The organism is Sulfurisphaera tokodaii str. 7 (assembly GCF_000011205.1).
GTDB classification, from domain to species: Archaea; Thermoproteota; Thermoprotei_A; order Sulfolobales; family Sulfolobaceae; genus Sulfurisphaera; species Sulfurisphaera tokodaii.
Genome location: NC_003106.2, coordinates 2,528,289 through 2,549,433, shown reverse-complemented (window position 1 = coordinate 2,549,433; position 21,145 = coordinate 2,528,289). Strand labels below are relative to the sequence as shown.

The following is a 21,145-nucleotide window of genomic DNA, read 5'->3' as shown; positions in this document are numbered from 1 at the left end:
TTATTGTTTTATGTCATTACCAACACTGATTAGTTTGATAAGATTTAAATAATAGAATTAGAAACTTTTTATTGGTCTAATATGAATAGGAAATTAACTCGTGGAGTATCAGGAGCTGTAATTGCAGCAATAGTAGTTGTAATAATAATAATAGCGGCAGTAGCTGCAATAATGCTAACAAGTCATAAAACTACTCCAACAACTGTTTCGACTACTTCAATTACTTCTACGACTACTCCAACAATTTCGACTACCACGACGACAACGACTACTACTACAACAACAACCACTACTACAACTTCAATAACCACTACTACGACAATTACGCTTTCTCCTCCAAATTCATCTACTTTGGTTGATGTAGCTCAAACTGCTCCTCCAGATGCTTTAGATCCGGCAACCGGGTTTTATGTGCAAGATGGTCCATTGTTTACAGCTGTTTTCCAAGAGCTTGTGGAGTTTAATGGTAGTAATTATCATGAGGTAGTTCCGGTAATTGCTCAGAATTATACTACAACTGATTATCAGCATTGGATATTTTACATTAGGCACGGAATTTACTTCCCAGATGGTGTTCAGGTTAATGCATCAACAGTATGGTTCTCCTTATATAGGACTATATTGATGGGTCAAGGTCCTGGAGTAGCAAACTATATTGAATTACTATTTAATGCTACAATTTATGGTCAAACTGGTTATGCTATACCATGGGGTGTTAATTACGCAATACAAAATGCTACTGGCTTACCAACTGCAAACAATTATACACTAACAGCAGAAGTATTAGCGTCAATATTATCTCACTTTAATGCAAACAATGCAACAATACAAAAAATAATGAGTTATCCAAATCAAGCAGTTGTAGTCCTAGGACCTTATGAGGTAGAAATCAATACATTAGAACCATACAGGTTCTTCATTTACGATATAGCATCATGGTGGGGTGCTATTGTTAATCCTGTGTTTGTGGATGAGCATGGTGGTGTACAGCCAAATACACCAAATTCATATATTGATGAGTATGGTATGAATGGGACTGGGCCGTATCTAATAGTTAAGGTTACTCCAGGGTTCTCTACAATAGTATTGGAGGCTAATCCTAACTATTGGGGTAAGTATCAGAATGTACCTGCTGTAGCTCAACCAGCTCATATTAAATATATTGTAATTGATTACGGATTATCACATAATGATAGAGTAGAGGACTTCTTAACAAACCAAGCCCAAATATCTTACGTTTCAATACCATACTTAGGACAAATACTAGGACAGAAGCCATATTCATTATTACCTTTAAACGTTTCATTTAGGAACTTTGGTGCTGAACCTGGTGTATTCTACATTTCAATGAACATGGAGCAATTTCCAACAAACATCACTGATTTTAGACTAGCTATAGTTCATGCAATTAACTACCAGCAGTTATTACAAATATTTAGTTATAATGGTAAGATTTTAGCAGCTGAGTTTTTAGGACCAATATCTCCACAATTCCCAGGTTATTATAATCCGGATAACTTGACACCGTACCAGTATAACCCAGCATTAGCTATGAAATATCTAAATGAGGCTGGTTATGAAGGAGACTTCTACGTAGTTTTACCAAACGGTACAATATTAGGTAATCCTAACGGTCAAGAATTACCTACATTAAACATATATGCATTAGCCCCCGTAACACCATTAGAGCAAGATGAACTTGAAATAATAACTCAAGATTTACAACAAATAGGTCTTAGTGTTTCAGTGAAATATGTCTTACCATCAGTAACAGATGGATGGACAACGCCATCTGGTACTCCAGATATGGTAGATCTAGGATGGTTCCCAGATTGGCCAGATCCCGTATTCCAACAATTAATGCCATTAACTAATGTACAATTTGGTGGTATCTCTGGAAATCTAGCATGGGTAAATATATCAACTCTACAACAGATTTATCAGACACTACCATTTATTACTAACCAGACGGAACAAATACAGCTAGTGGCTAAAATATATCAAATACTCTACAATGAAGCACCCTATGCATGGCTACCAGTCCCAGATACATACTATATAGTACAACCGTACGTACAAGGATTTGTATACAACCCATATGTAGGCTACTTCTACAACATGATGTACTACTCCACGTATACCTATTCAAGTCAAGGCATGTAATTTTTTATCTTTTTCAAAAGAGGTTTAAGCAACTCTTCTAATGTTTATACCCGTTTTTATTTTTTAAGTTTAATAAATCAACTATTTAAATAGAAGGTAATCGTATAATCTATGAGACAAAAGAAAGATAGGTTTTTCAGTACTCTCAGATGAAAAGAGATAAAAGAGAAACTATAAAAATTGAAAGAAATTACGGTTCTTCAGAGATTCGACATAGGCTTAGGAACTCATTGGAAAACTTGAGTTAAGAGTATTAGAGCAGATTATGGTTTCTCGAAAGACGAGGTTGTTAAAATAGTAAACAAATGATAGTTGAATTAAACCCATTTGAAATTAATGAGGCTGAGTTTGAATTCATTATGAAAAATGTGAGGATAAAGGCCCATCCACAAATATTATCCCACATTTTATACTGTGATTTCAAAAAGCTTTTAAAGAAAAGAATAAAGAGGCTGGAAAATAGGGTATAAATTGGTGCCTCTATTTCTCATCCTTTATTTAATTTAAGGACCACATTAGAAATGTTAAGATTTGCTCATCCTTTTGATTCAGTAAAATGAAAAAGAAGAATTTATTTTTTTTACTTAGATAATACTCTGTGATAACCCAATAAAATTAATCCAATTATGATGAGAAGTGAAGCTATTGTATATCCAATACCTTGAAATCCACTGTTGATAATTTTTATAAACAAATATACATGTGCTGGATTATATCCATTATGTAAGAAAATTGCGTTTGCATTGTTATCAGTTAAAGAAAAGGAGAAATTCCCATTTACCTCCTCGCTTTTTATTAACTCTAAGTACTTAAGAACCTCAATTGTTACAGTGGAATTTGTATAACCTCTCACTACGAGCTCTCCTTGATACTTTGGTATATTTATCGTATACGCTCCAAGATCTGATAAAGTTCTATTAAAGCTACTCTTATATATTACTTCATTAGAAACGAAATAAGTAATTGGGACTAGTAATATACCAAGGACTATTAAAAACAGACTAATATAAAGAAGCTTCACATGTGAAAACTTATTAAAACTGATTTTTAAGCATAATGGTAACAAGCAACTTTACGATTATTAATACTCTTGCTAGGAGGAAAATTATTTTTACAAATATCTACCCTAAATGAGCAGAAAGGATAAAATGGGCATCCATTCTCGTTTAATTTTTCTTCACTAACTATATATTGATTATCTCTGTTCACACTAGCAATATCAATTATATTCTCTTTTAGAAATTTCGTATAAGGATGTAATGGTTTCTCTAATATATCTAGAAAATCTCCTTCTTCAACTAGCCTACCTTTATAAAGAATTAGCCCTTTAACGTTTTTCACCTTATGATAAAAATACTTAGCAATTCCTAAATCATGAGTTATCATAATAACTTTTAAGTCATTTTTTTCTATTATATTTGCTAACAAATTTACAATGCTTAATCTTAATGAAGCATCTAACATTGATGTAGGTTCATCAGCTACTAAGATCTTAGGACTAGGAACTAAAGCCCTAGCAATATTTGCCCTCTGTAATTGTCCACCGGATAATTGGTGGGGGTACTTATAAAACTCCCTTTCACTTAATCCTACACTTTTTAATAACTCTATCACCCTTTCTTTATAGTTTTTCCTTCCATAGTATTTCTTTACAACATAACCTATTGATTCACCTACAGTCTTGTTTGGATTAAAAGATGCAAAGGGGTCTTGTGCAATATATTGGATTTCTCTCCTAATAATTTTCAGCATCTTTCTCTTATTTTTCCACACGTTAACTCCCTTGTAATAATACGTTCCTTCAGAGGGTTTTATAAGACCTAAAATTACTTTTCCTAATGTTGTCTTACCGGCACCACTTTCTCCTATGACTAATGCAGATGAAGTTATCTCATCAGTAGTTATATCTCTCAGTGCGTAAACAGCTCTTTTCCTTGAAAGTAATCCACCACCAAATTTAACTGATATTTTTTCTAGCTTTATCATAAAGAAAACACCTAACTAACCTAGTATTAGCTGTATACAACCCCGGTTCCTCCATCTTGCAAATTTCAGACACATAACTACACCTAGTATGAAAAGGACAACCCTTTAGCGGTATTTCTCCTTCACTTATAGGTTTTAATTTACTAACATCCTTATAAATTGATGGAACTGAATTAATTAAACCTTGTGTATAAGGATGTAGCGGATTATTCATTATTTCTTCAGTGTTTCCAAACTCCATAACCTGCCCAGCATATAAGACAAGCATTTTCTTAGCAATATAATTAGCCACTCCAATATCATGAGTTATTAAAATAATTGTAGTTCCTAGTTCCTTATTTATTTTCATTACTAAATCAAGGATTGATTTTTGCGTAGCTACATCTAAAGCGCTTGTTGGTTCATCTAAAATAATAAGTTCAGGATCAAGAAGAAGTGATAAGGCAATTAATACTCTTTGCTTCATTCCACCGCTCAGTTCGTGAGGATAAGATGATAAAACTCTTTCATCTAAAGATACCATTTTTACAGCTTCTTTAGCCTTATCATATATAGTGTTTCTATCTGTAATACCGTGAGATATTGCTGTATCATAAAAATGATCGATTATTCTCATAACACCGTTTAAAGAATTTTGACTAGCTTGAGGTACATAACTGATCTTCTTCCATAGATACTCCCTTTTAAATCTCTTAATGTCAACTGAGAGAATATCTTCACCTTCATAAAGTATTTTACCCTTGGTTATCTTTCCTGGGGGTTTAATGCTCCTAATAATCGCTTTAGCCAAAGTTGTTTTTCCAGAACCGCTCTCTCCAATAATTCCTAATATTTCTCCCCTCTCTATTTCAAAAGAAACATCTTTTAATGCTACTATTTCTTGCTTGTGAATAAAGTAAGCTACTGATAGATCTTGTACTTTTAGAAGCAATCTAGTCACCCATTTTTACTCTGGGATCCAGCAAGGAATATGTTAGATCTGCCAAAAATACTCCAATTACGACTGCTAAAACTATTATAACTAAAATACCCATCTCTACTGGGTAATCGTTATTCATTATTGAGTTATAAAGAAGTAATCCCACGCCGGGATAACTAAAGATTTCTTCTAAAAAGACTGAACCTCCAAAGGAGAAACCTAATGTGATTATTAAACTGGTGTAAAGGGGTAGTATTGAATTCCTTCCAACATATTTTGATTCAATTATCTTATCCATTACACCCCTAGTTTCTGCAAAATCTACATAGTCCTCCCTTAATGTATAAATTGTATTAGCTCTCATATGTATTGCCCAACCAGCTAAATTGATTAACGTTAAGGTTAAGATTGGTAGGGTTGCGTGATAAAGAACACTTTCAATAAATGGGAAATTAAACCCTGGTGTCACATTAACCGAATATGCACCACCGCTTGGAAATATATGAAGTTCATAACCTAAGAAGAATAAGAATAGTGTACCTAAGATATAAATTGGTATAGCCCTAATCGTTATGAATGTCATAAGTAGAGTAGAATCTTTTTTAGTTCCTCTTTTATATCCCATAATTTCTCCAGCCCTAATACCAATAAAGAAGCTTATAATGACTGACGTTACAATCACGAAAAGCGTCCATGGTAAGGCATTTGCTATTAATGTAGTTACAGGTACCTCATAAACTATACTAACTCCTAAATTTCCATGAAGAAAATTACCTAAGTAAGTTAAAGCTTGAATAACTGGATTTCCATGTGGTCGTAAAGTTTCTAAATATTGCTCTAAACTAGTATATATCTCGGCTGATCTAATGGAGCTTAAGGCTGATGGAGAAATTTGGCTAAGAATATAGTTAGCTGGACTTGTAGGTGAAAATTCTAATAATGCCCAGGTAAATATTATTGTTGCTAGGATAGTAACTATCGACATGATAACACGTCGAATAAGCCATGTTTTCATAATTATAGTGTTAATTCACCAACTATATAAATATTTAATATAACTAACAATTGTTTATCACTAATTTTACGGTACTTAAACATTTGAAAAAGTTTATATATCATGATTATATATTTTTATTTTGTGATTGGAATGAAGACTAAAATACTGTATAGTATACCACTACTTATTCTACTGCTAGGCTTAATATTACCGTCTGTAACTATAGTTACAAACTCACAAACTTCGAACGTATTAACAATTGGTTGGGTAACTAGTTCTCCATACACTAGCTTATCCTCATATAATCCGAACATATTCTCTGGTGGACTTGGAGGAGCATTTTATGGTCTCGTCTATGCTTATTCTGCAATACTTAATGTTTCTAACAATCAAATGCTACCTGGGATTGTGGAGAACTGGACGTTCTCTCCATCAAACTGGGTTCAAGAATTTAATTCACTCAGTAGTGTTAATGTGACACTATACTTGAATCCTAATGCTCATTGGGCAAACGGACAACCAGTTACTGCTTACGATATTTTAGCAACATGTCTAATTCTAGATATGTATAGTGCTCCGCCATTTCCAAATTACACCGTGATTAACAATTACACAATAACTATCTCATACCCTAAGGATTACGTTTCACCATATTTAATGCCTTTCACACTTTTGGATACGGTAGGATTAGGTGAAGTTGCAGTTATAACTAATTACCAAGTATGGAAGCCAATTATTACACAAATTGAAGGGAACTGGACTTTATTACAAGAAGGTAAAGTAAAGACTACAGTATTTAGAAGTATGATAAGAAGTTTTAACCCAGCGTTAGTAGCCTCAATTTCTGCAGACTATAACGGACCATTCTATGTGAGTCAAATAACTCCAAGTGAAATAGTATTATCAAAGAACCCTGGATTTTATGCTGCAAATATGGTTCCATGGAATGAAGTAATAATCTATCAATATACTTCTTCTCAAGACCTATTAGCAGGAGTAAAAACAGGTGAAATAGATTTACTTTATACAGGGGCTACATCGTTACCATCTTTAGCTTTATCATCATTACCTAGTAGTTATAAGGTAATCTCAATACCTCAACCTGGTGGATATGGACTATACTTCAACTTGCAAAACCCATGGTTAAAGTATGTGCAAGTGAGACAAGCAATAGCTTATATAATAAATAGGACTGCAGTTGCTTTAGTAGGTGGTGCAAAATATTCTCCAGTCCATGTACCAAATGGAATACCTAACTTCTCATACTTTAATGAATTTAGAACCCCCGCAGTATCTAACTTAAATCCATATAATGTAAACTTAACTAAAGCAGCAGAATTATTAGAAAGTGTTGGTTTTACTGAAAAGAACGGACAATGGTATACCCCCGCTGGTACACCGTTTACATTAAATATTACAGACACAATTAGTTCATCACCAGGAGTAACTTCAATGTTAACATTAATAGCTGATGAACTAACGTCATTCGGTATTCCGACTACCTATTCAGTTTCAACTATTGCTTCAATAAATCACCAACTTTACAAATCTGGAGATTATGGTTTGGTATTCCAGGCATGGGGCGGCTACTATCCTGGTACAGTTGATTGGTACTTACAACTACAATATCTTAGCGGAATACCATACAATGTAACTCACTGGGACCTACTAGTCCCATTACCTAATGGTAGTGTATATAATATGTCAAAGCTTTACGTAGAATCGACTGCACCAAATTCAACTTCGCAATTAATAGCAGCAAATGATGAAATAGCATATGCATTAAACTACTATCTGCCAGTATTACCATTAGTCTATACAGATTATGTAATTGTTTACAATTCCAATGTAATATCAGCCCCTCCATCAAGCTCATGGTTCTGGGAAGAAGCATTATATGGAATTGGAGGAACAGCACTCTTACAAGCGGGATTCCAATATGGATATCTTGTTCCTACAACAGTAACTACAACTACGACATCAATACCAACAGTTACCTCTACAACTACAGTACCAGTTACCTCTACCGTTACCTCTACAACTACCTCTGTAGTACCTCCATCAACTGTAACTGTGAGTACTACTAATGTAGGATTAATAGTAGGAGTAGCTGTAGCGATAATAATCGTGGTTATTATAGTTGCTGTACTCCTGCTAAGAAGAAGGAGGTAAAATAAAACGCTAGAAGAATATAGGGTTTTATTAGCTATAGGATACATTTTTTTATTCCTCTCAATTTTTTCCCTTATTTTTGATTATAATAATATGGCAGTACTTCCCATCTTACTTTATATCCTCATCCTATCACTTTTTCTCATTATATTTTCAATTTATAAAATAAGAAAAAGCTTAAGAAAATAAACGATAAACTTCCACCATATTTCCAAAAATAGCAGAAATATGAGCATCGTGACGTTGGTTTAAAGGAGTCTAAGACCAACTAACAATGAGGACTAAGTCCTATACTCAATTATAATTGAAATGAAAGTGTATGGACAAACAGCGTCAGAAAAGATAAATACTGTTAATATGAATATTTTAATATGAACATACTAGAATATATAAAGTTAATATGGAGGAATAAAAAGAGTCGAGTAGGGCTAATTATACTTGTCTTCTACTTAATTTTAGCATTTATCTTCCCGTTCTTCATTCGCCCACCAATAGTATCAACAATAAATGCTAAGAAAATCTTCCTTCCTCCTCAACCAAACTTTTATTATATCCTAGGTACAGGTCCTTTAGGTGAAAGTATATTAGCTAATATAGTTTACGGTGCTGGATTCATTATAGAATTGTCTTTGCTTGCGGGATTATTTACTACATTAATAGGAATTTTAATTGGTATAACTGCTGGGTATTTAGGAGGGATTGCTGATAACATACTTATGGCAATAAACGATATTGTAATGACACTACCTACATTAGTGGTTTACATTATTTTAGCCACACTTATCAGAACTTCAAACCCAGTTATCTTGGCATTAATATTAAGTTCCATGAGTTGGACAGGATTAGCAAGATCAATTAGGTCACAAGTTCTCTTGTTAAAATCAATGCAATACATAGAAATTTCAAGAATATTAGGTCTTAGTAATTTACATATTATCTTCAGAGAAATAATTCCAAATTTAGGCTCATATATAGCAGTACACTTTATTTTCAATGTTGAAGGAGCCCTTTATGCGGCTGTTGGTCTTTATTTCTTAGGTGTATTGCCAGTTAATCCAAATAACTGGGGGTATATGATAAATCAAGCACTTAATATGGGTGCTATTTTCGGAGGAAAAGGAGTCTGGTATTTAATCTTCCCAAGCTTGGCTGTAATAGGGTTAATGTTTGGGTTGATTTTACTAAGTTACGGGATAGACGAAATAACAAATCCAAGGCTAAGAGCATGAACATCCCCTATTATGTTTTTAACAAAATAGCAATTGACTCGTTTTTTATTGATAAAGTATCTTTACCAGAAGACAGAATATTTTTAGTCATACCTAAGTGCGAAAACGAGGAAAAAGAAGGTATTGAAGGATTAGATTTAAACCAAGTTATTACATTAATGAGAGAAGGATACGAGTCTTTACAGCACATGAACAAGAAAAAAATAGATAAGACTGATATATTAAAAAACTTATATAATCAATCCTACTATCTGAATGAAAGACAGGAAGAGATAATAAAAAACACTAAAGTAAGTATATTAAGGGAAATGTATGAAAAGATCTTCGAGGAAATAGAGACATATAAACCAAAACTTACATGGTATAGTTTAAATAAAGGAGAAGATGGTATTTATGTCTGTGGTAAATTATCAAAATCTTACACAACATTATATAATTATGATGAAAAATTTAGAATTTTTCTAGATAAAACTCTTACATGAGCACAATGAAAGGTAAGCTTATTTACTCATATTCAACAATTATCTCCTTCTCAGCAATAATATCCCCATCAACAACTTTCCCATCAGCGACTATTCTTGTAATCTTCTTACCTTTAATATCAATCTTCTTTAAAACAGCTTTACCCTCAATAATCTTAATTTCTGTCTTTTCCTTATTTACATTAATCCTTCCCCAAAAGTCTGGCAAAACAATTATCCACGATAATTCCTCGATTGCAGGATCTAAAGTAAGGACTCTGTTAACACCATCATAAATAAGTCCTAAATATGCTGGAATTATTAGCCATGAGGATAGAGGTCTTGAATAATGTGAACCCCACTCCCAATGATTCCAGAAGTTGCCAGCAATAGAATATCTATCATAAACTTCCTTTAACACTTTCTTAGCCTCATCAATCATTTTCTCATAAATTAAGTGAGAGGCTAAGTAAAACTCAACACCACTCCAAGGAGTATCTTGATGAATGCTAGCTTCTTTAATCTTTAATGGATTTTCATATTCCCTCATTAAAGGCCTATAACCATCTGGATAAGCACCATTAATCACTCCTTCCTCTTCTTTCAAATTGTATTTGACAATAGATAGTAGAGTTTTCCTTGTCTTCTCTCTATCTAGAAGAGAATAACCTAATAAGTTTAAATAAAATTCGCCTAATAGTTGTGAAGCTTGACAAGTTTTATCCCTATATCCAGATATTGGATCATACCATAGGTCAAAATATTCGCCATTCCAAAGCATAGACTCATAAAGTGAGAGAGCGTTTTCAACATTATATTTATCTCCTCCTAACTCGTTTAGTATTTTCAAAGCCGAAATACCTAGAAGAGAAACAAAAGAGTTAATACCAATTGTAGTCCAATCATCAAAAGTGTTAACACTCATGTGAAAGGAATCTATACCTAATAAAGAGACAACTAAGAAGAGATTATCATAAATATTAACGTCCTTAAAATAAGAAAACACTTGTCTATTCCACTCAAAACCACTAGGTAATCTACTATAAATTAAACCTTCATAAGAATGAGTCCTTAAAACACTTTCCATAGCCTCTTTTGCTACAGGATATAAGGATTTCATAAATTCAATATCGCCAGTATATTTAGAAACTAAACCCCACATTAGTACAAATTCTGGATTTAAATCGTTCCTACCATATTCATCAAATTTTAAATCTCTATATATATAATGAGCAATTCTTCCCTTGGGATCTTTTCCAGTTTCCTTAGCTATCTCTTTTACAGTTTGCAAAAGCTTTTCGATAGAAGAGGGAATAGAGGGATCTTTAATCACTCTCTCTACATATTTTGATCTATTCTCTGGCATTGCTAATGAGTAAAAAATATATAGAGGGTTATCGTAACTTAATGCACTCCTAGAAGAGGTTAAAAGCAAATTCTTTGCTAATTGTGGATATAATACTGTAAGAGTATAAATAAAGTACGTGGAAACATCGATGGTATTTAACGCAGTATTAACTGGCCCATCAGTATATGGATGCTCACCAACCTTTCTTTCATCTGAGGTCTGATAATATCCTTCCCAGATATAGAAATTACCATCTTTCGACAACCATGTAGATTTAATAAGAGTTGTCAACTGGGATCCAACCAAATCAGCTATCCAATTCTCAACTCCTCGAGTATTATAAAGAGCATCATGAAACTCGTTAGTCATTTTTTCTAGATAGATAAGATTTTCCTCAGCATAATTTACGACATCAAGACAGTTATTAAAGAAGTTTTCATAATAATGGCCTATGTTTTTGCCGTTAGCAGTTAAGTGATTTGGAAAATACCAGCCTAGTATTACAGTAAACTTCTTATTCTTATTACCAATAAAACCCCATTTATCACCTTGATTAGTGGAAATATATCCCTTTTCTCTAAATTCATTCCACTCCTTAAATAGAGGAAAGTTATCTCCCTTTGCAAGCCATGGACTTCTAACAACCTTTATACATAAATTACCACCATATCTAGGATCCTTAGAGGTAACCTCACCAGAAAAAACTAAAGTATCCCTCTTAAACTCGATTCTACCGCTTTCAAATGGATTTCTTATACCTACTATAAAATCTGAATCCTTATCAACCTCATATTCAAATATTGCAACTGGCAAGGAGGAATTCTTAAGGTCATGCGGTATGAAAGGTGAAAATGCTCTTAGTTTAACTTCAAAATCATCCTTAAAGTTTAAGAATGCAAAAGGCGGTTCTCCCATATATTCTAAACTCTTTACAGGTCTTAACCATGGTGTGTAATAGGGGCTTGCACCAAAATAATAATCATAAGCCTGGAGAATCCTCACCTTATTTCCATATCTTATTCCAGTAAAGAAATCGTTTTGAGTGAGATAATAAACCCTTCTAATCTCTTGTCTTTCAGCATAACTACCATTATTGAATATTGTCCAATCATACAACCTCCCATCAGCTCTTATTTCTATAGATCCAGTACCTATACCACCTAACACGACTCCAGAGTCCAGAGCATAAGAATACAAGTATTTCATACTTTCATCCTCCAAGAATAAAATATTACTGAAGCAGATATAAGTAAAGGTATTAAAACAATTATCCCCATGTCAACGTTAACTACGTAAATATCCATTAGGCTAGCCATTATTCTGCTTATGTTAAGGAATATTTGCCTATTTATTAGGTAAGGTAAAAGAAGATTTCTCTCTATATTGTTCCAGTTATGGACATCTATTATAGGGTAGATTAGGGGAGAGAAGAACGAATAGAATATAAGATAAACTAGAGGATATAGAAGTATAAAGAAAGTAGCAACAACTAGAAGGAGAGAGGAAGATAAAACAACATAATTATGCCTAACCTTATTTATTATTTTACCTCTAATAAAATATACAGACAATAGAGATATAAGCCCTAAGATATAGTTGGTTATAGAGAAAAATGTATAGTTACCAGAGAAGATCTTATACATGAGGATTGGGTTCAAATTCCCCACAACATAATTATAACCAGCAACCAGTGCTAAGGCAACCATTGTATACTTATAATTTTCATTTTTAGTAATTACAGAGAAAGATTTCTTTAAATTAAGCTTAACGTTAATCTTAATATCTTCCACTAGTAATATTACAGTAAGTAAAATTAAAGAAGATAAGATGAAAAGAATTATATAACCGGTACTATGAAAAATAGATAGGACTATATCATAAATTGCTGGAGCTAGGAGAGTTGTTAAATAACCTAAGTAAGAAGATTTATTAAAGAACTCCATTTTTCTTGGAGTATTGTAAAAAATCACATCCCAACCAAACCAATAAAATCCTTGAGCAAAGCCGTAGATAACGCTAATTAAGTCTACCAGTTTGTAAGAATTCACATTTAATAAAGCTAAAAGGAGATAAAAAGTAATGTAAAGAGATATACCAATCTTATATAAACTTAACACTTTAGTTTTTATTGAAAGTATATAACCAGCTATAAAATATGACATTAAGATAAAGAGTGAATTAAAAAGTATAAATTTTAACGCATAAAATGTTGATGATGTAACATAAATGTAAAGTGAAACTAATGGAGAGGAAATACTATTCCCAAAACCGAAGAGCCATGACGAAATAAGGAAGTTTTTTCTCATTTAGTGAAGTTAGTTAAAGCAAACTTAATAAACCATGTTGAAGCACTACCAATATAATAAGGTAGTCCAACTTTATTACCAGTCATCCCATCAATCCTAGAACTCTGATTCCATTTCCCCAAACTCTTTATAGTCTCCCACTCCCTATTAGCAATCTCAATTCCTTCATTCTTTAAACCCCTAATTATCATATGAGCAGAAACAGCAAAAGCAACCCTAGACCAGCAACTCCTCATCTGATCAGTCTCAGTATCAATACTACCATCTGGGTTAACAGAATTTACAAGACAGAACTTCGATGCTTTACCATTTAACTCATAAATACTCCTTAAAGCTTGAACAATCTTATCCTCATCAATTATAGGTTCTAAACCTAAAATATCACACCAGAATTGACCCAAAATTTGAGAACTCATACAACTCTCCTTTTTTCTGTTATCACTCTTCCACGCAATAAAATATTTACCATTCCATAGGGAATTAAAAGTCATTATACCTCTTCTTAAACAATCCTCATATATTGAGTACTCCATTCCAAGAATCTTGGAAGCTGAGATAAAAGCCCTTAAAGCACAGAGAAACATTGATCCTACATATGATGAAGCGCCATACATATAAGTGCCGTCATAAGAATTATCAAACCCACCTTTACTATCGGGAATACAGTCCTTATCCTTATCTAAAGAAATTAACCAATCTATAACTTCCTTCATTTTTCTGTAATTTCTCTTTAGAAAAGCTAAATCATTAGTAAACTTATAATCTCTATATATCATTAAAACCCAAGTAGAACCTAAATCTGTCCATGGATAGCCATAAGAGGCACCATAAATTGGAGCCTCAATACTTTCCTCACCTAAATCATGCGGTACCTCACCATTTCTAATAAATAAACCAAAATACTCATCCATCTTTTTCACTAAATCTGGGTAAAGCTCAAGCAAAGGAAAAGATGCAGAATCCCAAGTCATGGCTCCTATAGTATTCATTAAAAGAGAAATCTCTGGATCCTCATAGATAGCAAATCTACCATCCTTAGTAAACCAACTGTGGGTGAGAATATATAAACCATCCCTATATGCTTCATTAATCCACGAATCCTCATCCTCAAGCCCCATTTTAGGCTCATTAGTAAAGATGTATTCTGCAACTTCATAAGAATTACTAAACCAATTCTCACAATAGTGACCATAGGGATAATGATGTGGCTTACCATTAAAATACCAAGAGAGAACAAACGTGTCTTCACCATCAATTTCTTTCCAAACAATCCCAGCAATCTCTTCCCTAGCATAACTTTCAATCTTATAATAATCTTTTTCACCTAGAGAAAGCAGTGGTGAAATATCTTCAGTCATTCCCCTCTCAGATGGTATATAAAACGAATAACCCGCGTAAACTTTACAACCTATACAACCTAAAAACATATTACCATAAGCAGGATCCCATTGTAAAGACCTCTCATTAGTGAACAATACACCATTTAATTTCTTCTTCAATGCATAATTAACTCTCCCAGCCCTCCTACTACCCACAATATTAGGAAAAGATATTGCAAAGACTCCATTACCTCTAACCTTAATTATTACTGCTGGTAAAGAAGACTCTTTCAAATCCTTATTAATTATAGAATAAATAGTTATCTTAACATTAACTTCCGGGATTTCATATTTTATTAAAGGGAATTTCTCTATAACCTTTATCTCTTTAACCTTCTTATACTCAGGAGGTGATGGAACATTCCTACCGGGATTTGTTTGAAGAAATATCCCATCTTTGACTATATGAAATCCCCTAATATTTCTTAATGGTTTACTCCAATTATTCATTATAGTAATATTACCAATTGTTAAATCTGGGAAGAACTCAATCTTTCCAGTACCTAAACCTCCTAAAGGTATGCCATTATCCATAATAAAAGATTTATTTTTCAGCATAAATCTCTACCTATGATTGAAGTCGAAGAGAGAAATGGGATTTATAGAATAAGAGTAAATAATCCAATACCCCCAGTAGAGTTTAACTTTCAAGGAGAAAGGGTAGATAAAATACCAGAAGGATTAAAAATAATTGAAGGCGAAAATTCCGTTGTCGTAGAAAAGAAATTAGAATTAGAGGAACACATAGTTGGTTTAGGAGAAAAAGCAACTGAACTTGACAGAAAAAGGTTTAGATACGTGATGTATAATGTAGACGCGGGGGCTTATAAAAGATTCCAGGATCCATTATATGCTAATATTCCCTTCTTCATCTCCATTTACAAGGGAAAAGCTACCGGATATTTTGTAAATTCTGCTTCAAAAGTCATTATAGACGTTGGTTTTACTCACTATTCAAAAGTCATAATTACGATACCACATAAAGACGTAGAAATTTACGTATTTGAGGGTCCAACACCAGAAAAGGTTATTGAGAAATATACAGATGTTACTGGCAAGCCCTATCTACCCCCAAAGTGGGCTTTCGGTTATCTAATTTCCAGATTCTCGTATTTTCCTCAAGATGAAATAGTTAAGTTACTTGATTTAATGAAGGAATTCAAAGTTACTGGAATTTTCCTTGATATTGATTATATGGACTCATACAAATTATTTACTTGGGATAAGGAAAAGTTTCCAGATGTGAAAAAGTTTATTGAAGAAGTTCATGGAAGGGGTGTAAAGATAATAACAATAGTTGATCACTCAATAAAAGCTGACCAGAATTATGACGTATTTTTGTCTGGTCTAGGTAAGTATTGTGAGACTGATAAGGGAGAATTATTTGTTGGAAAATTATGGCCTGGTAACTCAGTATATCCGGATTTCTTTAGAGAAGAAACTAGGAAGTGGTGGAGTGAGTTAATTAGTAAATGGTTAAGCCAAGGTATTGATGGTATCTGGTTAGATATGAACGAACCAACAGACTTCTCACAGTATAAAGAGGGTGGAGATAGATTATTATTAGCCTTTCCTAAGAATGTAATCCATTATCATAAAGGCAAAAAAGTATACCACGAATTGGTTAGGAATGCTTATCCCTATTACGAGGCTATGGCAACGTATGAGGGATTTAAGAACAAAGAAGAAGTGTTCATACTCACTAGGGGCGGTTATGCTGGAATACAAAAGTTTGCCGGTATTTGGACAGGTGATAATACGCCATCATGGGATGACTTAAAACTACAACTACAGTTGATCCTTGGCTTATCAATTTCTGGAATAGCCTATATAGGGATTGATATTGGTGGTTTCCAGGGTAGAGGGTTTGAAAAGATAGATAACTCGTTAGAATTACTGGTTAAGTACTTTGAGATTGCAATGTTCTTTCCGATGTTTAGAACACACAAGGGTAAAGACGGGATAGACACAGAACCGACTTTTCTGCCAGATTATTATAAAGAGAGAGTGAAAAGAGTGATAGAAACTAGGTACAACTTTTTAAGTTACATATATTCTTTAGCTATAGAAGCACATGAAACTGGACATCCTATAATTAGACCACTGTTTTATGAGTTTCCAGATGACGAAAATACATATAGGATTGATGATGAATACTTGGTTGGTAAACATGTACTTTATGCTCCTATCATAGAGAAAAGTGATAAGAGGATAGTCTATTTACCAAGAAAGAGTAAGTGGATGGAGTTCTGGAATCAAGAAATAAGTGAAGGTTGGGTGAATAGTAAGAGCAATTTACCGATATATATAAGGGAAGGAAGTTTAATACAGTTAGATGATGGCGATATAGTTTCTTTTGGTGACGGTGAGATTAAGGGTAAGGCTGCAAGGAAAGAGAAGAAAATAACGTTTAACTCACCAACATATGTTAGAAATATTATAAGTGAATTTGGAATAGTCAAAGTAGATAAAGTTATTACTCAAATTAGCTTGTAAGTAACGACACAGTGTTCATTCAAGAGTTAGATTTTACGTTCTTTTTGAATTATTTTGAGTTATATAAGCATTTTTACTCACGCTACTATATTCTATAATGCTATCATTAAAGTATATACTATCCTTATAGTGAATATACCCTATAGAGCACTAAATCTAGCCATCGAAATATACGATTCGTTTTCATAAATTTATAACCTAGTGATATTCTAACCTAGTGACTTTATTAACTTAACTACTTACTTATCTGCTAATTTCTATTAAGTTTTTAAGTATCAGATCTTCTTAGCACTACTTGATGTAATCGCATCTTGCATCTCTTGTTTTTATATATGGTAAAAATAAACATTTCCGCTGCATCAATACTAGGCGGATTTAAAACAAAGTTTTGGGCATGGTTATTTATTGGAGTATCAATAACAGGCAAATTAGTATCTTTACTTACCTTTTTAGAACTTGGTAATTTTTGCAGAGATTATATAATAAAATTTGTATATGATAAAAAATAGAATAAAATAAGGACACAATTTTTGAAAAACTCGTACCCATTAATACGTGATTATAACTAGTTAAAATACATAAATAGATATAGTTTAACAATTAATCCTTTCCATAATAATTTATGAAATTATATCTGTATATGGAATTTTTTTAAATTTGTTTTTTTTTTGTTGCTGGGCCTAATCTTTCCTATTCAAAAATCGTATTTACGTAATTTTTTGAGAGATATTTAGGAAAACCTAAGGAACATGTAAGACTCCTGATGGAGAGGATAACTCCCTAAATATATCCCCAGTAAGTATTAGGACTATATGATAAGTTATTGAACTTAGTATTAATAATATTCCTATAAAGTATAGGCCCGCATATATGGATCTTCCATAAGCTAATGTGATTGCAATCCCATTTGCAAAGCTTAAAATTAATATAATGATAAGCAATATTTTGGATATTAAATCTACATTTACTGGCGTAAAGTTAAAAACTGTAGATACAGCCCCTATTGAAAATATACTACTTAAAATTCCTACAATAGATATTAATGCAGCTGATATTCCTGCCGAGGCAGTTTGTAATGCATAAATTGAAGTCTCGAACGCTCTTCCATTTTGCTCTTTCCTAGCTCTTATATTTAATATTGAATCACCTATCTTACTTAAGATCTCTCCTACAACTAAAATATTTCCACCCATAGTTATTGTTTCATATATAACCTTAGTTAACATACTCACTAGAACACTTTTACTTTCATCACCTATTAATTTGAATACTTTTTCTTTATTTATACCTAGATAAAGTCTATTTATAGCCCTTTTTATTAATGGTTTCACATCACCTAAATCTCCTCTTAATACAGCAATCAGTGATTCTTTTAAGTTACCTACTATTGCATAATTTCTAGAAAAATATCTTATAAAAAGTATGTAATGTCTCTCTATATTATAAATTTTGTTCTCAAATGTTTTATATCTAAACCCGATGATTGCTAGTATTATGCCTATTATTAACAACGTTATATATGAGGTAAATATAAATGATAACAAAACAGGTATCATTATGGATAAAAACAGAATAGTTTTATCTTTTTTACCATATCTCATATAACTTTCTGGTCTATATAACATATACATTACAACAGTTAAATTTCCTAATAGTACAAAGGACAGTATTGCAAGTTGTACTATTAATGCAGTTCCACCACCGTAAATTAAAGATAATATTGTCATATCAGCTACTAAAAACGTGAGAGAGCTATTTAAAGTAGCATAAACCGTAAGAAAGTTATTCATTGATTCTATTAATCTAGTGGAGGATGCGTTATATTCAGATAATGAGAAGTCTATCTCTCTAGTCAGAAATTCTACCATATCATCTCCAAATGTAACAGCTTGTGAGAATCTTATTAGGAATTCTTTTAAATATCTAATATTAATAGTTTTAGTCGTAAACGATATTGCTGACGAGAATTTATACCTATATCCTGACACTAGATTTTTTATCTTTTTTATAAATTTGACGTAAGGTTCAAATGAATTTTCTCTAGATAGATGAAGAATAACTATTTCTGGTGGAACTCCCGATGAAAACAATGCTAACATATAAGCTATCATAAATATGTATTTTGAATCTACTTCATCTCTCTTGTTAAATATTTTTAACATATCTAACTGCCTCCTCTAGGCCTAATTGTCTCGCTCTAAGAATATATTCCCATACATCAAAATAATTAAATATCTTTTTTTCAACTAAAATTCTAAGAAATTCAGCCCTTAAGTTTAATTCATCATAGAGAATTCCAATATTTTTCCTACTAACTCCCCTTCTTATTGCTATTTTATTTTCTATTAAATATGATGAACCTCTTCCTGCAAAAATTATTTTATCTTCTGTTGCATCATAAGTGAATGAAGGTATGTAAATTACATCATTGGTAGCAGGATCTACGTCAATTATCTCATCAACTTCAATAACTCTTCTAATCAGATTCCCTTTTTTATCATATAATGCTGTCTGAAATAAAGCTATATTAAGATTATTAATATAAGTTTTTGGCACTTCTATCGGATATCCTGTAAGTCTTTGTATTAAAGTTGTTATGTTTGCAGCGTGGAATGTTGCCATTACCGAATGACCAGTTTGCATAGCTTGAAAAGCCACGTTTCCTTCTTTATCTCTTATCTCGCCAACGAGAATATAGTTTGGTCTTTGCCTTAAAGCAGCTTTTAGCAAGTCAAATAGTTTTATTGTACCTTCTCCTCCAGTTTCCCTAGTCACTTCCGCAACCCAGTTAGAATGAGGAACAGTTAACTCCGGCGTATCTTCAATCGTAATTATTTTTAAATTTGGCGGAATAAATGCAGTAATTGCATTTAAGGTCGTAGTTTTACCAGAAGCAGTTTCACCGCATACAAATAAATTCATACCTTCATCTAACATCATCCAAATATAACCAGCTAATAGTGGAGACATAGTACCGAAAGATATTAACTGGGTTATACTTATTGGAACTTTACTGAATTTTCTAATAGTTAAATTCGAACCTCTTCTACTTACATCTATTCCATAAACAAAATTTACTCTAGAACCATCCGGTAAACTTGCGTCAACAATAGGCCTATTATGAGATACCGGTCTATATGTCTTCTCACTTAGGGATATAATCAAATCATCTAATTCTTCTTCTTTTTCTATTTTTATTGATGTTCTCATTGGACCAAAAACTTTATGCACTATGTATATATGACCTAACCCTGGTAGGGATATATCTTCAATATAGGGATCTCTAATTAGTGGTTCGATTATTCCTAAATATAATTTATCTCGTATAAAATGATAAATAACATATTCTTTAGCTACTGATAATTTCATCTTACTTAATATTTTTTCTAATTTTTGTATAATAAATTTTTCTTTCTCTTCAATAGTTATTGGAGGATCTTTATCTCCTATCACTTTAGCAAATCTTTCCTCAATTTCCTCCATCTCTTCTGGTTTAGGCCTTGGTGGTTCAATTACAGTATATTGATTATATCCATCTTCAGATTGTAAACTTTGAACATGTATATAGATGTTATCGTCTACTTTATATATTGCATTATAACTCTTAGATCCTTTTAGAGAATTGGGATTATCAACTAAAATAGGTTTTTCCTTTAAATTCCCTATATAATCATTAACAAAGCTCATAG

General features: G+C 32.6%; 15 protein-coding genes. 6 read left to right on the top strand and 9 right to left on the bottom strand.

All coding sequences use genetic code 11. The annotated features are described in order from the left end of the window. Window positions 1–81: 81 nt before the first annotated feature. The gene (locus STK_RS13925) at window positions 82–2,163 is read left to right on the top strand and encodes an ABC transporter substrate-binding protein (RefSeq protein ID WP_010980626.1); all 2,082 of its coding nucleotides are present in this window, start codon (window positions 82–84) and stop codon (window positions 2,161–2,163) included. Between the two features lie 305 nt (window positions 2,164–2,468). Further along, window positions 2,469–2,633, top strand: coding sequence for a hypothetical protein (locus STK_RS15455; RefSeq protein ID WP_198429706.1), 165 nt, complete (start codon window positions 2,469–2,471; stop codon window positions 2,631–2,633). Window positions 2,634–2,743: 110 nt separating this feature from the next. Here STK_RS15455 and STK_RS13920 read toward each other — a convergent pair whose 3' ends face one another. The 4 genes from STK_RS13920 to STK_RS13905 are packed head-to-tail and all read right to left on the bottom strand — an operon-like array spanning window position 2,744 to window position 6,086. Further along, window positions 2,744–3,184: a hypothetical protein gene (locus STK_RS13920; RefSeq protein ID WP_010980625.1), complete on the bottom strand. Its 441-nt coding sequence runs from the start codon at window positions 3,182–3,184 to the stop codon at window positions 2,744–2,746. Between the two features lie 26 nt (window positions 3,185–3,210). After that, window positions 3,211–4,149 carry an ABC transporter ATP-binding protein gene (locus STK_RS13915; RefSeq protein ID WP_010980624.1) on the bottom strand — a complete coding sequence of 313 codons (939 nt, stop codon included), beginning with the start codon at window positions 4,147–4,149 and terminating at the stop codon, window positions 3,211–3,213. Beyond that, a complete protein-coding gene (locus tag STK_RS13910) occupies window positions 4,121–5,089 on the bottom strand; it encodes an ABC transporter ATP-binding protein (RefSeq protein ID WP_010980623.1) in 969 nt (322 codons plus the stop codon). Before STK_RS13910 ends, STK_RS13915 begins: the two co-directional genes overlap by 29 nt. Then, complete coding sequence (locus tag STK_RS13905) at window positions 5,082–6,086, bottom strand: ABC transporter permease subunit (protein WP_198429835.1); 1,005 nt, start codon at window positions 6,084–6,086, stop codon at window positions 5,082–5,084. The genes STK_RS13910 and STK_RS13905 overlap by 8 nt, the downstream gene beginning before the upstream one ends. 129 nt (window positions 6,087–6,215) lie before the next feature. Here STK_RS13905 and STK_RS13900 point away from each other — a divergent pair, with 129 nt between their 5' ends. The 3 genes from STK_RS13900 to STK_RS13890 all read left to right on the top strand — a co-directional run bounded on the left by STK_RS13900 (window position 6,216) and on the right by STK_RS13890 (window position 9,948). After that, window positions 6,216–8,237 (top strand): ABC transporter substrate-binding protein, encoded by a 2,022-nt coding sequence (locus STK_RS13900; protein WP_069168215.1) that lies wholly within the window; start codon window positions 6,216–6,218, stop codon window positions 8,235–8,237. Window positions 8,238–8,608: 371 nt separating this feature from the next. Further along, a complete protein-coding gene (locus STK_RS13895) occupies window positions 8,609–9,466 on the top strand; it encodes an ABC transporter permease (protein ID WP_010980619.1) in 858 nt (285 codons plus the stop codon). Further along, the gene (locus tag STK_RS13890; RefSeq protein WP_010980618.1) at window positions 9,463–9,948 is read left to right on the top strand and encodes a hypothetical protein; all 486 of its coding nucleotides are present in this window, start codon (window positions 9,463–9,465) and stop codon (window positions 9,946–9,948) included. Before STK_RS13895 ends, STK_RS13890 begins: the two co-directional genes overlap by 4 nt. A gap of 22 nt (window positions 9,949–9,970) precedes the next feature. Here the strand turns inward: STK_RS13890 and STK_RS13885 are convergent, their stop codons facing one another. Genes STK_RS13885 through STK_RS13875 form a run of 3 tightly spaced genes read right to left on the bottom strand, consistent with a single transcriptional unit; the run spans window position 9,971 to window position 15,518 of the window. Continuing rightward, a complete protein-coding gene (locus STK_RS13885) occupies window positions 9,971–12,481 on the bottom strand; it encodes a GH116 family glycosyl hydrolase (protein ID WP_010980617.1) in 2,511 nt (836 codons plus the stop codon). Beyond that, the gene (locus tag STK_RS13880; protein ID WP_010980616.1) at window positions 12,478–13,581 is read right to left on the bottom strand and encodes a hypothetical protein; all 1,104 of its coding nucleotides are present in this window, start codon (window positions 13,579–13,581) and stop codon (window positions 12,478–12,480) included. Before STK_RS13880 ends, STK_RS13885 begins: the two co-directional genes overlap by 4 nt. Further along, window positions 13,578–15,518 (bottom strand): GH116 family glycosyl hydrolase, encoded by a 1,941-nt coding sequence (locus STK_RS13875; RefSeq protein ID WP_010980615.1) that lies wholly within the window; start codon window positions 15,516–15,518, stop codon window positions 13,578–13,580. The genes STK_RS13880 and STK_RS13875 overlap by 4 nt, the downstream gene beginning before the upstream one ends. 12 nt (window positions 15,519–15,530) lie before the next feature. On the opposite strand from STK_RS13875, the gene malA reads away from it, so the two are divergent. Then, window positions 15,531–17,456 carry an alpha-glucosidase MalA gene (malA, locus tag STK_RS13870; protein WP_010980614.1) on the top strand — a complete coding sequence of 642 codons (1,926 nt, stop codon included), beginning with the start codon at window positions 15,531–15,533 and terminating at the stop codon, window positions 17,454–17,456. Between the two features lie 740 nt (window positions 17,457–18,196). On the opposite strand, the gene STK_RS13865 is transcribed toward malA, so the two are convergent. Together STK_RS13865 and STK_RS13860 are read right to left on the bottom strand one after the other, a co-directional pair. Next, entirely contained in the window at window positions 18,197–19,618 is a 1,422-nt protein-coding gene (locus tag STK_RS13865) for a type II secretion system F family protein (RefSeq protein ID WP_010980612.1), read from the bottom strand. Continuing rightward, window positions 19,602–21,143, bottom strand: coding sequence for a type II/IV secretion system ATPase subunit (locus tag STK_RS13860; RefSeq protein WP_010980611.1), 1,542 nt, complete (start codon window positions 21,141–21,143; stop codon window positions 19,602–19,604). Before STK_RS13860 ends, STK_RS13865 begins: the two co-directional genes overlap by 17 nt. Window positions 21,144–21,145: the final 2 nt, after the last annotated feature.